The 15,337-nt window shown below is 65.2% G+C and carries 14 protein-coding genes; 8 read left to right on the plus strand and 6 right to left on the minus strand.

Translation table 11 applies throughout. From position 1 onward, the window contains the following. From P9230_RS28600 to P9230_RS28615, 4 genes are all read right to left on the minus strand, one after another. Entirely contained in the window at nucleotides 1-1,464 is a 1,464-nt protein-coding gene (locus tag P9230_RS28600; protein ID WP_278121341.1) for a sugar ABC transporter ATP-binding protein, read from the minus strand. Between the two features lie 45 nt (nucleotides 1,465-1,509). Next, nucleotides 1,510-2,526: an ABC transporter substrate-binding protein gene (locus P9230_RS28605; RefSeq protein ID WP_066998252.1), complete on the minus strand. Its 1,017-nt coding sequence runs from the start codon at nucleotides 2,524-2,526 to the stop codon at nucleotides 1,510-1,512. Nucleotides 2,527-2,621: 95 nt separating this feature from the next. Beyond that, on the minus strand, nucleotides 2,622-3,512 hold the full coding sequence (locus P9230_RS28610) for an SMP-30/gluconolactonase/LRE family protein (RefSeq protein ID WP_095826272.1): 891 nt from the start codon (nucleotides 3,510-3,512) through the stop codon (nucleotides 2,622-2,624). Further along, nucleotides 3,512-3,706 carry a 4-oxalocrotonate tautomerase family protein gene (locus P9230_RS28615; RefSeq protein ID WP_067323038.1) on the minus strand — a complete coding sequence of 65 codons (195 nt, stop codon included), beginning with the start codon at nucleotides 3,704-3,706 and terminating at the stop codon, nucleotides 3,512-3,514. Before P9230_RS28615 ends, P9230_RS28610 begins: the two co-directional genes overlap by 1 nt. Before the next feature lie 142 nt (nucleotides 3,707-3,848). Here P9230_RS28615 and P9230_RS28620 point away from each other — a divergent pair, with 142 nt between their 5' ends. After that, a complete protein-coding gene (locus tag P9230_RS28620) occupies nucleotides 3,849-4,187 on the plus strand; it encodes a putative quinol monooxygenase (RefSeq protein WP_278121342.1) in 339 nt (112 codons plus the stop codon). A 23-nt stretch (nucleotides 4,188-4,210) separates the two neighbouring features. Here the strand turns inward: P9230_RS28620 and P9230_RS28625 are convergent, their stop codons facing one another. Together P9230_RS28625 and P9230_RS28630 are read right to left on the minus strand one after the other, a co-directional pair. Further along, entirely contained in the window at nucleotides 4,211-4,951 is a 741-nt protein-coding gene (locus P9230_RS28625) for a response regulator transcription factor (RefSeq protein WP_278121343.1), read from the minus strand. Beyond that, the gene (locus P9230_RS28630; protein ID WP_278121345.1) at nucleotides 4,951-6,228 is read right to left on the minus strand and encodes a GAF domain-containing protein; all 1,278 of its coding nucleotides are present in this window, start codon (nucleotides 6,226-6,228) and stop codon (nucleotides 4,951-4,953) included. The genes P9230_RS28625 and P9230_RS28630 overlap by 1 nt, the downstream gene beginning before the upstream one ends. Before the next feature lie 224 nt (nucleotides 6,229-6,452). Between P9230_RS28630 and P9230_RS28635 the strand changes: the two genes are divergently transcribed. The 7 genes from P9230_RS28635 to P9230_RS28665 all read left to right on the plus strand — a co-directional run bounded on the left by P9230_RS28635 (nucleotide 6,453) and on the right by P9230_RS28665 (nucleotide 15,286). Then, nucleotides 6,453-8,870, plus strand: a complete 2,418-nt coding sequence (locus tag P9230_RS28635) for a glucan 1,4-alpha-glucosidase (RefSeq protein ID WP_278121347.1) — start codon at nucleotides 6,453-6,455, stop codon at nucleotides 8,868-8,870. Nucleotides 8,871-8,901: 31 nt separating this feature from the next. Beyond that, complete coding sequence (gene gnd, locus P9230_RS28640; RefSeq protein WP_127243065.1) at nucleotides 8,902-9,909, plus strand: phosphogluconate dehydrogenase (NAD(+)-dependent, decarboxylating); 1,008 nt, start codon at nucleotides 8,902-8,904, stop codon at nucleotides 9,907-9,909. Between the two features lie 16 nt (nucleotides 9,910-9,925). Continuing rightward, nucleotides 9,926-11,302: a glucose-6-phosphate dehydrogenase gene (gene zwf / locus P9230_RS28645; protein WP_278121350.1), complete on the plus strand. Its 1,377-nt coding sequence runs from the start codon at nucleotides 9,926-9,928 to the stop codon at nucleotides 11,300-11,302. A 16-nt stretch (nucleotides 11,303-11,318) separates the two neighbouring features. Then, a complete protein-coding gene (locus P9230_RS28650) occupies nucleotides 11,319-12,023 on the plus strand; it encodes an ROK family protein (RefSeq protein ID WP_278121352.1) in 705 nt (234 codons plus the stop codon). A gap of 191 nt (nucleotides 12,024-12,214) precedes the next feature. Then, a complete protein-coding gene (locus P9230_RS28655; RefSeq protein ID WP_095826256.1) occupies nucleotides 12,215-12,679 on the plus strand; it encodes a MucR family transcriptional regulator in 465 nt (154 codons plus the stop codon). Between the two features lie 110 nt (nucleotides 12,680-12,789). Next, the gene (locus P9230_RS28660; protein WP_278121353.1) at nucleotides 12,790-13,890 is read left to right on the plus strand and encodes a pyridoxal phosphate-dependent aminotransferase; all 1,101 of its coding nucleotides are present in this window, start codon (nucleotides 12,790-12,792) and stop codon (nucleotides 13,888-13,890) included. 157 nt (nucleotides 13,891-14,047) lie between these two features. Beyond that, the gene (locus P9230_RS28665; RefSeq protein ID WP_066998282.1) at nucleotides 14,048-15,286 is read left to right on the plus strand and encodes an MFS transporter; all 1,239 of its coding nucleotides are present in this window, start codon (nucleotides 14,048-14,050) and stop codon (nucleotides 15,284-15,286) included. Nucleotides 15,287-15,337 lie beyond the last annotated feature (51 nt).

Raw genomic sequence — 15,337 nt, forward strand, 5'->3', positions numbered from 1 at the left:
TCAGGCCGTGTCGCCGAACGAGGACTGGATGATCTTCTCCTCCGTCAGTTCGTCGCGTCCAAGATTGGCGACGATGCGGCCGTTCTTGAAGACATAGACATGGTCGCAATTGTCGAGCTCTTCGGTTTCGGTCGTGTACCAGAGGAAGGTGCGGCCCTTTCCGGCTTCCTCGCGCACGAGGTCGTAGACTTCGAGCTTGGTGCCGATGTCGACGCCGCGCATCGGATCGTCCATCAGCACGATCTCGGCATCGGAGCCGAGCGCGCGCGCAAACAGCGCCTTCTGCTGATTGCCGCCCGACAGCGAATAGATGTTGTTGTTCATGTCCGGCGTGCGGATGCCGATCTTCTTCTTCCAGAATTCGGCCAGCTCCGCCTCGCGCTGCGGCGAGATCAGCAGGCCGTCGCGCAGGCGCTGAAGCGAGCGGATGCCGATGTTCTGCGCGATCGACCATTGCGCGAAGATGCCGTCCGCCTGGCGGTCGCCGGCGACCAGCGCCACCGGCGCCGTCACTTCGATGCCGGCCCTGGCGCGCGAGGCGGCCGAGAAGATCGCGAGCAGCAGGTCCGTCTGGCCATGCCCCGCGAGTCCGGCAAGGCCGATGATCTCGCCGGCGCGGGCGACAAGCTCCTTGCCATCCTGCTGCCGCGCCGGGCGCGCCCGCACCCTTAGCGCCCCGACCGCGACCTTGCGGGTCTCGGCGGCGGCCTTTTGATGTTCCCCGGCGCCGCCCATCGCGGCGACCAGCTTGTCCCGGTCGAACGCGCTTGCGGCCTCGGCGGCGACCACCTTGCCGTCGCGCATCACCACGATGCGGTCGGCATTCTGCAGCACCTCGCCCAGCACATGGGAGATCAGGATGCAGCTGCCGCCCGCGGCGACGAAGCGGCGCACGAATGAAAGCAGCTGGCCGGCCGTATGCGCATCGAGCGACGAGGTCGGCTCGTCGAGGATGACCAGATGCAGCGGCTCGCGGGTCAGCGTGAAGGCGCGCGCCACCTCGACCATCTGCCGGCGTCCGATCGAAAGATCGCCGGCAATGTCGTCCGCCGCGATGCCGTGGTCGGGAAAGATCTCGTCGAGCTTGGCCTGGATGAGATCGGCGGCCTTGCGCCGCCAGCCGAGCCCGCTGAGCGAGGGATGGTTGATGCGCGTGTTCTCGGCGACGCTGAGGTTTGGGCAGAGCGACAGCTCCTGGAACACGCAGCGTATGCCGAGCTCGAGCGCGCGCGCCACGGAATAGCTCGCTTCCTGGTTGCCGCGCACCGCGATCTGCCCGCCATCGGGCCGCAGCGTGCCCGCAACCATATGCATCAGCGTCGACTTGCCGGCGCCATTGTGCCCGACCAGCCCGACGCATTCGCCGGCGCCGACATGGAAGTCGACGCCGTTGAGCGCGCGGACGGCGCCGAAGTGCTTTTCGGCGCCGTCCAGCCTGACGATGTCTGCAATAGCCTGGAGCATCCTCAACGATATCCGGTCGGCGATGCGGCTGGCAACGTCGCGCCGCTATTGCTTGATGTTGGCCTTGATGGCCGCGATCGCGTCTTCCTGGGTGTATTCGTGGGTAGCGACGCCGCCTTCCTTGATCTTCGGCAGCGCGGCCTCGAAATTGTCCTGGGTGAAGGCGAGATACGGCACCAGCAGATCGTGCGGCACGTCCTTGCGGCCGTCGAGCACCTGCTGCGCCACCCAGAAGGCGAGCGTCGACACGCCGGGCGCGATCGAGGCCGACCAGGTCTGGTAGCCGTCCTTGTCCTTCTGCTCCTTCCACCACTTCAGCTCGTCCTGACGGTTGCCCATGATGATGGTCGGACGCGGCTTGCCGGCGGCGGCGAACGCTTGCGCGGCTCCATAGCCGTCGCCGCCCTGGTCGACGACGCCGACGATCTCCGGCAGCGACGGCAGGATGGTCGCCACCGCTTTCTGCGCCGTGGTCTGGTCCCAGTCGCCGGTCACCGAGCCGACGATCTTGAACTCGGGATGGGCGGCGACGCCTTCGAGGATACCGGCGTGGATAGCATCGTCGATCGAGGTGCCTGCCAGCCCGCGGATTTCCAGCAAATTGCCGCCCTTCGGCTGGAACTTGGCCATCTGCTCGACTTCCTGCCTGCCCATGTCCTTGAAGTCGACGACGACGCGGTAGGCGCAAGGCTCGGTCACGATGCCGTCGAAGGAAACGACCACGATGCCGGCGTCGCAGGCCTGCTTGATGGCGCCGTTCAGCGCATCCGGCGAGGCGGCGTTGATGACAATGGCGTCATAGCCCTGCAGGATCAGGTTCTGCACCTGCGCGGCTTGCGTCGGCACTTCCTTGTCGGCGGTGGTGAAGACATCCGCCGCCGCCACCACCTTGTCCTCGACCGCTTTCTTGGTGACGATGGCGTAGCTGTCGAGCATCGCCTGGCGCCACGAATTGCCGGCGTAGTTGTTGGAGAAGGCGATCTTCTTGCCGCTCGTGTCGGCAAGCGCGGTGCCCGAGGCGAGCATGGCTGCAAAGGCGCTCAAGACCAGTAGTTTCTTCATGTCATTATCCTCCCAGATGTGTTGACTGCTGCACTTCCCACCGGCCCCTGCGGGCCGGCTTCACTCCCATCCGATCTGAGCGCGAACGGTCCCGCTCAAAACAGCCTCAATCCCGGCACCCGTACCCTCAGCCGGTAGAGCGACGTCGACGCGGCGATGTAGAGGCTCCGCAGGTCCTCGTCGCCGAAGGTGAAATTGGCACAATCTTCCGGCGTCGCGATGACGCCGAGGAGATCGCCCGACGCGTCAAAGACATGGATGCCGCCCGGGCCGGTGCAATAGAGGTTGCCGCGGCTGTCGATCTTCATCCCATCCGGCGCGCCTGGCGCATCGCCCTCGGTCACAGCCCATACGGCGCCGCCATTGAGGTCACCATTGGATTCGACGCCGAACACACGGATGTGGCCGCGCGTGGTATCGTTGACGAAGAGCCGCGATTCATCGAGCGAGAAGCAGAGCCCGTTGGGCTGCGCGAAATCGTCGGCAAGCAACGTCAGCCCGGCGCCGTCGCCGTCGATCCGGTAGACACCCTGGTAGGACAGTTCCTGCGGCCTCGGCACGCCGTAGAATTCCGCTCGGCCGTAGGTCGGATCGGTGAAATAGATCGAGCCTCCAGTAGCAACGACAATGTCGTTCGGGCTGTTGAGCTGCTTGCCCTGGTAATGCGTGGCGAGAACGGTCGTGGTGCCGCCCGGCTCGGCGCGGGTAACGCGGCTGCTAGCGTGCTCGCAGGTCACCAGCCGCCCCTGTCGGTCGAGCGTGTTGCCGTTGGCCATGTGGCTCGGGTCGCGGAACGCCGCGATTTCGCCGGAAGCGCTGCGCCGGTACATGCGGCTTTGCGGAATATCGGAAAAGACCAGCCATTTCTCATAGGGATGCCACACCGGACCTTCGATGAAGCCGTAGCCGGTGGCGAGCCGCTCCATCGCCGCATTGCCGACGACGTCATCAAAGCCGGAATGACGGGCGCGCGCCGGGATCGACATCACGGGCTCTTGGGTTCCCGCACCGGCTTGCCGGCGACGAACCAGTCGCTGCCCGGCACGTCCTCGATCACCACCCAGATCGCGTCCATCGGCAGTCCGGCGACCTCGCTGATCGCCTCGGTGACCCGGCGAGAGATCTCGTTCTTGCGCTTTTGCGAATGACCCTCGAGTATCCGTATGCTGACGAACGGCATGAGCGCTTCCCCGGGATTTTTGTTTTTGTAGGACAAAAGCTAGTCGGGACGCGGACCGGGCGATAGCGGTCTAAGCGCAGCACCGACTGTGGTTTTGCACAGTCGGCACCGGCATCCACGGCTGCAGACAGGAGAACCATGGATGGCAGAGAGATGCGGCAGGCCGATCGTGCGGATTGCGGAACTGGAGATCGAGGCATCCCAGCTCGAAAGCTTCAGGGCCTTGCTCGCCGAAGAGATCGAGGCCTCGGTGCAGAACGAGCCCGGCGTGTTGTTCCTGCACGCGGTCTCGATAAAAGGTTCGCCCGAAACGGTGCGCGTCATCGAATGCTACGTCGATCATTCCGCCTACCACGCCCACCTGACCGCGCCGCACTTTCTCAAATACAAGCCGCGGACGGCTGATATGGTCAGGTCGCTTCGATTGATCGAGACCGAGCCGATCGTTCTGAGGGCCAAGAGCAATCAGCATTCAAGCTGAGCCTGTTGACCCATTGACGGGGCTTACTGCTCCTGCAACGGCGTTGCCTGCGCGAGCCAGGCGTCGAGCTGCTCCTGCTCGCGCCGCAGCGCATCGATGTTGATCAGGCCGCGCGCCATGGCCAGATAGATCGCGCGGGTGCGCGAATTGAACACCGACGCCTCGCCAACGCCTTCCTCCGGCGGCACTATTCCGAGCTTGTCATAGACATGCTTGATGCGGCTCTGCGCGCCGCGGATCGACAGGCCGCGCCGCGCCGCGATCGCTCGGTCGGTGAGGCCGAGCGCGATGTCGATCAGGCTTTCATATTCGCCGTCGGTGATGCCCTCGAACCGGTCCTGGACGCGGTGCTGGATGCCGCGGATCTCGCGGTCGATGATGCAATGCCCCTCGCGGAACACGCCCCGCAGCGCCGAGCGCATGCCTTCTTCCGTCGCCGATTTCAGCACATAGCCATAGACCGACCCCGGCGGCACGATGCGCGCCACGCCGCGCACATAGGCCTCGTCGGCGAAGTTGGACCAGAACAGGATATGCGTGCCGGCGCGCTGGCTCCAGATGGCGCGCGCCACCTCGATTCCGGTCGCCTTGGGCAGTTGCAGGTCGAGCACGACATGCGGCGGCTGCCGTTCCGCCGCAAGATTGATGGCGTCCTCGCCGTCGCCGGCTTCGATCACCTCGACATCGCCGGGCCACAATTGCTCGACGGTCCGCCGCGCGAAGGTGCGGTGCAGCCCGTCATTTTCGGCGATCATGACCAGCATCAGACTGCCTCCGCCACCGGCTGAGCTTCGGTTATCGCGGTGCCGCACGCCGCCGCCTCGGCCTCGGCGGACTCGCGATCGATCTCGATCACGACCCTGGTGCCGCCCTTGCGGTCGGCCGGCTCGAAACGCAGCCGCGCCCCGACAAGGGCCGCTCGCGTGTGCATGTGGCCGATGCCGCCTTGAGCGGCGGGATCGATCGCGCCGCAGCCATGCCCGTCGTCGGTGACGGTCACGTTGAATGTGGTTGCCGTCGACGCCAGCTGCACCTCGATGCGGCTTGGCGCGGCATGACGGACCGCATTGTTGATGGCTTCCTGCACGATGCGATAGAGCGCGGTGCGAAGTGTTTCCGACAGGCCGTCGGCGCTGCCGTCGCTGGTGTCGGCGATGCGCACCGCGATCGGCGGCTTGGCCCTGGCAACGCTGCGGTTGAGATGTGCCTCGACCGCGTCGCGCAGGCCGAACAGTTCCAGGACGCTCGGCCGCATGTCGTCGACGATGTGGCGCAGCTCCGCGAGGCAGCCCGCCACCTCCTGCTCGAGATCGGCAAGCTGGGCCGTCCGCGCCACGCCCCGGCTGCGGAACGCAGAAACCTGACGTGCTATGCGGGCAAGGTCGGCGAGCGTCTGGTCGTGCAGGTCCATGGCCATGCGGCGGCGCTCGCGCTCCATACCCTCGGTCAGTTGCGAGGCGCCGACTCTCAGCAGTTCCGCCCGGTTGCGCGCCTCGCTTTCGGCGAGCATGGCGCGGCGCGCTTCCTCCGTCTGGATCAGCGCGAACATATAGGGCCCGATGAGGTCAGCGCATTGCTGAGCGATCTCGACGTCCTCTTGCGAGTAGCAGCCGGTCTTGTGCCGGCTGATGTTGAGCGCGCCGATGACGCTGCCGCGTGCCCGCAGCGGCACGATGATGCGGCTCCGCAGCTTGGCGGCGAAGATCGGCCCGTCGAACGCTCCCTCGAAGTGGAATCGGTCGTCGAGAAGTGCATTGTCGGTCAGCAGATAAGGCGTGTCGCCCCACAGCACGCGCCGGATCGGGCTGCCCTCGACCGGATGCTGCGCCAGATCGCTCCAGCTGGTATGGAAGCCGGCCTCGTAGCAGGCATGCATGCGCCCATCGAGCGACAACACCGCCAGATCGATATGGTCGTGCGGGATGAGCGTGCCGATTTCGATCGCTGTCGCGCGGAACGCGGAGCCCGGATCGATATGGCCGGCGAGCGCCCGCGAGATTGCGAGCAGCCGATCGATTAGCTGGGGAGATACCTCAGACATGTCTCCTCCCTTTTCGCCCTGATGAATGCCGTGGAACGACAGCCAAGCCGCGCCGCGCGGCCTCGATCCTGTTTTCCGCAGTTCCTCCCTGCCCGAGAAATAGTGAGCGCTTGACGGCGCCGCTGTCAACGATGGGTCAAGCGACCCGAGCCCGATCAACTTCGGGTGCGGCGATTGAAAAGCCGCCGGCTCCTGGTCTAGGAACGGCCGCAGGAGGCCAATCGATGGCAGTGACGCCGACCGTTGCTCAGGGCGCCCCGGGAAGTCCCGCGCGCTGGACGTCAAGCGCCAAGAGCGGCGCCGGCACCGGGCTTTCAGCGAACAGCCCACTTTGGTTCACCCTCAGTCACGGCATATTGAACGAGGTCTATTATCCCCGCCTCGACAGCGCCTGCACGCGCGACCTGGGGCTGATCATAACCGGTCCCGATGGCTATTTCTCGGAAGAGAAACGCGATGCCGCCCACCTTGTCGAGCCATTCGAAGCCGGCGTCCCCGGCTATCGCCTGGTCAACACGGCGGTCAATGGCTCCTATCGGATTGAAAAGCGCATCGTTACGGATTCGAAACGGCCTGTTCTGCTGCAGGAAATCACATTCGCGGCGCTCGAAGGCTCAGCCTCGGACTACCAGGTCTACGCGCTGCTCGCGCCGCATCTCGTCAATCGCGGCATGGGCAACACCGCCTGGGTCGGCGAGCACAAGGGGCAGCGTGTTCTCTTTGCGTCAGGCCGCGGCGTCTCGCTCGCGCTTGCAGCCTCGCGGCCCTGGGGCGCATGCTCGGCCGGCTATGTCGGTTTCTCGGACGGCTGGCAGCAGCTGCGGAATGGCGGCGCGCTCGATCCTGCCGCTGAGCGCACGAAGGATGGCAATGTGGCGCTGACCGGCGAGATCGGCTTCTCGACAGGCAAGGGCACCGCATTGCTGGCGCTCGGCTTCGGCGCCTCGCCGGAAGAGGCGGCTGAAGCCGCGCTGGCCAGCCTGAAGGACGGTTTCGATGCGGCCGCCGAAACCTATGCCGCCAGCTGGCGGAATTTCCAGTCCGGCCTGGAGACGCTCGACAGGCAAGCCGCCTCCGGCCTGAATACCTACCGCGTCAGTACCGCGGTGCTTGCCTCGCATCTGTCGATCGCCAGGCCTGGAGCCGCAGTCGCCAGTCTATCGATCCCCTGGGGCTTCAACAAGGGCGACGACGATCTCGGCGGCTACCATCTGGTCTGGCCGCGCGACCTGGTCGAAACGGCGGGGGGCTTCCTTGCAGCCGGCGACGCCAGGCAGGCGCTCGATGTCCTCACCTATCTCCGCTCGATCCAACAGGCGGACGGTCATTGGCCGCAGAACTACTGGGTGAGCGGCACGCCCTACTGGCCTGGCATCCAGATGGACGAATGCGCCTTTCCGCTGCTGCTTGCCGACGCGCTCCGCCGCGCGGGCCATCTGCCGCGCGCGAAGCTCGACGACTTCCTAGCCATGATCGAAAGCGCGGCTTCCTATGTGGTGCGCAACGGCCCGGTCACCGGCGAGGACCGCTGGGAAGAGGACGCCGGCTACAGCCCGTTCACGCTGGCCGTCGAGATCGCGGCGCTGCTTGCGGCGGCTGACATGCTGGATGCTTGCGGCAAAAATGAACCGGCAAACTATCTGCGCGAGACGGCCGACTGCTGGAACGACCAGATCGAGCGCTGGACCTATGTCACCGGCACCGAACTCTGCGCCAGGGAGGGCATCGACGGCTACCATGTCCGCATCACACCGCCCGACGGTGCTGGCGCCGCTTCGCCGAAGGACGGTTTCGTGCCGATCAAGAACCGCCCGCCCGGCGATAGCCATCGGCCGGCCGAGGCCATCATAAGTCCCGACGCGCTGGCGCTGGTCCGCTTCGGACTGAGAGCCGCCGACGATGCGCGCATCGTGAACACGGTCAAAGCCATCGACGCGCTTCTGCGCTGCGAGTTGCCGCAGGGCCCGCTCTGGTACCGCTATACCGGCGACGGCTATGGCGAGCATGAGGATGGTTCGCCCTTCGACGGCACCGGCCGGGGCCGGCCCTGGCCGCTGCTCGCCGGCGAGCGCGCGCATTACGAGCTGGCCGCCGGGCGACCCGGCAAAGCGGCCGAGCTGCTCGAGACCTTCGAGCGCTCTGCCGGTGCAGGCGGCCTGCTGCCGGAGCAGGTCTGGGACAGACCCGACCTGCCGGAGCGCGAATTGCGGCTCGGCGCGCCATCGGGCAGCGCCATGCCGCTGGTCTGGGCGCATGCCGAGCACATCAAGCTGCTGCGCTCGCTGCGCGACGGCAAGGTCTTCGACATGCCGCCGCAGGGCGTCGAGCGCTACATCAAGCGCAAGACCGTGTCGCCGTTCAGGACATGGCGCTTCAACAACAAGATCCGCTCTCTTCCCGCCGGCAAGCTCCTGCGCGTGGAACTTGCGGCGCGCGGCGTGGTTCACTGGAGTAGCGACAAGTGGCTGACGGTGCGCGACGACAACACGGTGGAGAACGCCTTCGGCGTCCACCTGGTTGACCTGGATGTCGACGGCCTGCAGCCGGGATCGACGGTCGTCTTCACATTTTTCTGGCCGGAAGCCAGCCGTTGGGAGAATGTCGACTTCACCGTCGGCATCGATCCTTCGGATAGCCAGTAAGGTTCTTTCCTCAAGCTATTAGGATAACACCATGCAGATCGGAATGATGGGACTGGGCAGGATGGGCGCCAACATGGTGCGCCGCCTGATGCGCGACGGCCACGAATGCGTCGTCTACGACATCAATTCGGCAAGTGTCGCCGGCATGGTCAAGGACGGCGCCATCGGCGCCGCCTCGCTGGAGGAGTTCGTCGCCAAGCTCGCCAAGCCGCGCTGCGCCTGGCTGATGCTGCCGGCGGCGATCACCGGCAGGATCGTCGACCAGGTTGCGGCGCTGATGGAGCCGGGCGATATCATCATCGACGGCGGCAATTCCTATTATCACGACGCCGTCGACCAGGCGGCGAAGCTGGCGACCAAGGGCATCAATTTCGTCGATGTCGGCACCAGCGGCGGCGTCTGGGGGCTGGAGCGCGGCTACTGCCTGATGATCGGCGGCCCCGACGAAGCCGTGAAACACCTGGATTCCGTCTTCGCCACGCTGGCGCCGGGCGCCGACCCGGGCTCCAAGCCGCCGAAAGACGGCGGAACCGCGCCTTACGGCTATCTGCATTGCGGGCCGAGCGGCGCTGGCCATTTCGTCAAGATGGTTCATAACGGCATCGAATACGGGGTCATGGCCGCCTACGCCGAGGGCATCAACATCCTGAAATCGGCCAATGCCGGCAAGCGCGCCCGCACGGCGGACGCCGAAACCAGCCCGCTCGAAAGCCCGCAATACTATCAGTTCGACATCGACCTGCCCGCCGTGGCCGAAGTCTGGCGCCACGGCAGCGTCATCGGCTCCTGGCTGCTCGATCTCACCGCCGGCGCGCTGAAGAACGATCCGTCGCTCGCCCAGTTCGGCGGCCGCGTCTCCGATTCCGGCGAAGGCCGCTGGACCTTGAAGGCCGCGATCGACACCGGCGTTCCGGCGCCGGTGCTCTCCTCGGCGCTGTTCGACCGCTTCTCCTCGCAAGGCGAATCCGCCTTTGCCGACAAGCTCTTGTCCGCCATGCGCTACGCTTTCGGCGGCCATGTCGAAAAGCCGAAGGCGTGAGGGCGGGAGTGACGGGATGAGCCAGGAGAGATCCGACACGCTGGTGCTTTTCGGGGCGACCGGCGACCTTGCGCACAAGAAGATATTTCCGGCCCTCTATCACATGGTCGCCAAGGGGACGCTGAGCGAGCCGGTGATCGGCGTCGCATTCGATCCCTGGGATCTTGGCAAGCTGGTGGACCGTGCCCGCGACGGCGTCGTCAATGCGCTGGGCGGCGTCGACGACAAGGTGTTCGCCAGGCTCGCCTCGCTGCTGCGCTTTGTCAGCGGCGACTATCGAGATCCGGCGACATTCGAGAGATTGAAGGCGGCGCTCGGCTCGGCGCAGCGGCCGCTGCATTACATGGCAGTGCCGCCCACCATGTTCGAAACCGTCGTCCAGGGGCTCGAACAATCCGGCACCGCGCGGGGCGCCAGATTGATGGTCGAAAAGCCTTTCGGCCACGATTTGCAGTCGGCCCGCTGGCTGAACCGCGTGTTGCACCTGGTGTTCGACGAACAGTCCATCTTCCGCATCGACCACTATCTCGGCAAGGAAGCGATCCAGAACCTGCTCTATTTCCGTTTCGCCAACGCCTTCCTCGAGCCGATCTGGAACCGCAACTTCGTCGAGAGCGTGCAGATAACCATGGCCGAGGATTTCGGCATCGAAGGCCGCGGCAAGTTCTATGACGACGTCGGCTGCATCCGCGACGTCATCGAGAACCATCTGCTCAACATCCTGCTGTTGCTCGCCATGGAGCCGCCGGTCGGCCGCTCTGCCGACGATTTGATCGACGAGAAGGTGCAGGTGCTGCGCGCCATCCGCACCTTGACCAAGGACGATGTCGTGCGCGGCCAGTTCGACGGCTATCTGGCCGAACCGGGCGTGCGGCCGAACTCGCCGGTCGAGACCTTCGCCGCCGTACGCTTCTTCGTCGACACCTGGCGCTGGCAGGACGTGCCCTTCTTCATCCGCGCCGGCAAGAACATGCCGGTGCATGCGACCGAAGTGATCGTGCGGCTGAAGCGCCCGCCGCTCGACGTCTTCGATCCGATCAAGCCGGGCGACGCCAACTATGTCCGTTTCCGTATCGATCCGCAGGTGGCGATCTCGATCGGCGCCCAGCGCAAGGTAGCCGGCGACGACATGATCGGCGAGCAGGTGGAACTGACCGCGCTCGACGACACCAAGGGCGATATGCCGCCCTATGAGCGGCTGATCGGCGACGCGATGAACGGCAACGGCCAGCTCTTCACGCGCCAGGACGCGGCCGAGCTTGCGTGGCGGATCGTCGGACCGGTGCTTGGCGACACCACGCCGCCTCCGATTTACGCGCCGAAGACCTGGGGGCCGGCCAACGCCATGAACGGCTTCGGCCCGCCCAATGGCTGGATCAATCCGACGAAATAGCTTCTCGGGGGACGGGATGGCGAAAGCAGCAAAACGGGCTTCGACGAAGGACGGGCAGGTCGTCCTCACCATCGACGTCGGCGGATCGCGTGTGAAAATTCTCACCAGCGCCGGCGGCGAGATGCGCCGCACCGATTCCGGGCCGGGCCTGACACCTGAGCAGATGGTGGCTTCGGTGAAGAAGCTGGCCGAGGGCCTGGATTACGACGTCATTTCGATGGGCTACCCTGGCCCGGTCAGGGACAACAAGCCTTCGCTCGACCCCTTCAATCTCGGCAAGGGCTGGAACGGCTATGATTTCGCCGCCGCCTTCGGCAAGCCGGTCAAAGTCGTCAACGACGCGCTCCTGCAGGCGATCGGCAGCTATGACGGCGGCCGTATGCTGTTCCTCGGCCTCGGCACCGGCCTGGGCGCCGCCATGATCCTCGACAATGTCGGGCAGCCGATGGAGCTTGCTCATCTTCCTTACAAGAAGGGCGGCAGCTTCGAGGATTATGTCGGCGAGCGCGGCCTGGAAAAGCACGGCAAGAAAAAATGGCGCAGATACGTTTTCGATGTCGTAAACAGGCTTCGCGCCGCCTTGCAGCCGGACTATGTGGTCATCGGCGGCGGCAATGTCGACAAGCTCGATGAATTGCCTGAAAAATCCAGGCGCGGCGACAACACACGTGCCTTCGAAGGCGGATTTCGACTGTGGCGCGATAAGGCGCTGATCGTCTGATATTTTTACTTTTCAGTATAGTCGTTCAAAATAACGTGTAGTCGCACGACCTGTCGTTGCGCCGCGCAGATTTGCCGACTAGGAATCCGCCGGCCTGCCGCACATGCGCCCGCCTCGGCGCGCCAAACGCGCGGCAGCGCGCTGGATTTTACATCCCGATTTGCGGCCGTGCGGCATAGAGGAGGACTGACGTGGACGAGGAAACCAATACAGCCAACGAAGATGTCGACCTGCTCGAGCTCACCGCCCACATCGTGTCGGCCTATGTCGCCAAGAACCGGCTGCCTGCTTCGGGCCTGGGCGAGCTCATCGCCAGTGTCGCCTCCTCGATCGGCGCCCTGAACCAGCCGCCGACTCCCCCGGCACCGCCGCCCGTTCCTGCCGTCAATCCCCGGCGCTCGGTGACGCCGGATTACATCATCTGCCTCGAGGACGGCAAGAAGTTCAAATCGCTGAAGCGTCATATCGGCGTGCATTTCGGGCTGAGCCCGGAAGCCTACCGGACCAAATGGGGCCTGCCGGCAGACTACCCGATGGTCGCGCCTAACTACGCGGCATCGCGCTCCGAGCTCGCCAAGTCGATCGGCCTCGGCCGCAAGGCCGAAGCCGAGCCGGAGAAGCCGGCAAAGGCCAGGAAGGTAAAGGCCCCCGCCTGAACGATCTTGGCCCTGTGCCAACGGTTTGAAGAAGCCTGCCAAGGAATCCGCCTTGGCAGGCTTCCTGCTTTTGGCTTGGATAAGACAAGCGAATGCTGTTCGGGTGAGCCATGAACTATGCGAGGATGGTGATCGAGAAGGAAGCGCCGGAGGAATACGGCTACGACCGCATCCGCTTCAATCTCTCCGAAAGCTCGATCGCCGACCAGAAGCTTGCCGATATCGGCCTCTCGCTGCCCGACCTCACCTTGTTCTACGACGAGCATCGCGGCGATAAGCAATTGCGCGCGCTGATCGCCGGGCAGGACAAGGCGCTATCCCCGGACGACGTGCTGGTTACCGCCGGCGCTGCCGGCGCGCTGTTCATCATTGCCACCTCGCTGCTTTCGGCCGATGACCATCTCGTCGTCGTGCGGCCGAACTATGCCACCAATATCGAGACGCCCAAGGCGATCGGCTGCGCGATCAGCTATGTCGATCTCGACTTCGACGAGGGCTTCGCCGTGGATGTCGCGCGGGTCGCGGCGGCGGTGCGGCCGAACACCAGGCTGATCAGCGTCACCTGCCCGCACAACCCGACCGGCACGATGATGACCGGCGCCGATCTCGACGGGTTGGTCGCGCTTGCCGAAAGCCGCCGCTGCCGGCTGCTGGTCGACGAAACCTATCGCGATCTGTCCTATGGCGAGCGCCTGCCCTCCGCGGCATCGCTCAGTCCAAGCGCGATCAGCGTCTGTTCCCTTTCGAAAGCATTTGGCATTCCGGGCATCCGCATCGGCTGGCTGGTCAGCAAGGACCACGCTCTGCAAGAGACGTTCCTCGCCGCCAAGGAGCAGATCGGCATCTGCGGCAGTGTCATCGACGAGGCGATCGCACGCTCCATGCTCGAGCGGCGCGATGCCTTCCTTGCATCGTTGCTGCCGGAGATGGCCAAGCGCCGCGATATCGTCCAGGCTTGGATCGACGGCGAGCCGCTGGTCGACTGGATGCGTCCGCAAGGCGGTGTGGTCGGCTTCCCGCGGCTGAATGTCGATGCGGGCTTCGACCTCGACCGGTTCTACGCTCGGCTCCTGGAAGAACACGGCACTTATGTCGGTCCCGGCCACTGGTTCGAGATGCCGAAGCGCTTCTTCCGCGTCGGCTTCGGCTGGCCGAAAGAGGCGGAATTGCGCGGCGGGTTGCAAGCGATTTCCGCCGCGCTGAGAGACTGAGCCTCTTTCCACCGCGAACGATAATCCCGTAGTTCCTTCATGCCGCGCCGATTTTTTGCGCGCGCGACGAGGCGAACTGGGCTAAGGGTCTCCGGCCGGACCAGCGCCCACCGTGGAAGTGCCCCGCCGGCCGATGTCACAACGGGGCCCTCGAATCATGACCGCCGAAGCAACTTCACCTGAACAGCGCTACGCCGCCTTCCGGCACCGGCCGTATCTCAGCTACTGGACAGCGCGCTTCCTCACCACTTTCGCCACCCAGATCGTCTCCGTCGCCGTCGGCTGGCAGATCTACGACCTGACGCGCAATCCCTTCGACCTCGGCATCGTCGGCATCGTCCAGTTCCTGCCGTCGCTGCTCCTGGTGCTTGTCACCGGCGTCGTCGCCGACCGCTTCGGCCGCCGCCTGATCATGACATTGGCGTCGTTCGTCGAGGCCGGCTGTGCGCTCACTCTGTTGTTGCTGACGCTGCGCGGCCTTGGCGGCCCCCTGCCGATCTTCGTCGTGCTCGCCATGTTCGGCATCGCCCGCGCCTTCTACGGGCCGGCCTCGTCCTCGCTGGTCGCCAATCTGGTGCCGCCACAGGATTTCGCCAACGCCATTGCCTGGAATTCGTCCGCCTGGCAGACGGCAACCATCGTCGGCCCGGTCGCCGGCGGCCTGCTCTACGGCCTTTCGGCGGAGATCGCCTACGCTACTGCGGCGATCCTGATGCTTGTCGCCGCGCTGCTCGTCTTCACCATCCCCAAGCCCGCGCAGCAGACGGCTACCGACAAGCCGACGATGCAGACCCTGTTTGCCGGCTTTCGTTACATCTGGGGCGAGAAGATCGTGCTCGGCGCGATCTCGCTCGACCTGTTCGCGGTGCTGCTCTCCGGCGCCTCGGCGCTGCTGCCGGTCTATGCCCGCGACATTCTGGAGCTTGGGCCCTGGGGCCTCGGCCTGCTGCGCTCGGCGCCTGGGATCGGCGCCATCGCCGTGGCGGTCTGGCTCGCCGGCCATCCGATCCGCGACCATGCCGGCAAGATCATGCTCGGTTTCGTCGCCTTGTTCGGCGCCTTCACCGTCCTGTTCGGCGTCTCGACCATCACCTGGCTGTCGATCGTGGCGCTCGCCATGCTCGGAGCCACCGACATGTTCAGCGTCTATATCCGCGAGACGCTGATCCAGCTCTGGACGCCGGACGAGGTGCGCGGCCGCGTCAACGCCGTCAACCAGGTCTTCGTCGGCGCTTCCAATGAAGTCGGCGAGTTCCGCGCCGGCACCATGGCGGCGCTGATCGGAACTGTGCCGGCGGTGGTGATCGGCGGCATCGGCGCCATCGCGGTTGCCGGGATCTGGGCTTGGTTGTTCCCTGCGCTGCGGCAGGTGCGGCATTTGAATAGCAGGAACTAATTGCCGGCGCAGCAACTTGACGGCCGGACTAGAAGAGTGCAGCGGCTTCCC

This window comes from Mesorhizobium sp. WSM4887, assembly GCF_029625865.1.
Lineage (GTDB): Bacteria > Pseudomonadota > Alphaproteobacteria > Rhizobiales > Rhizobiaceae > Mesorhizobium.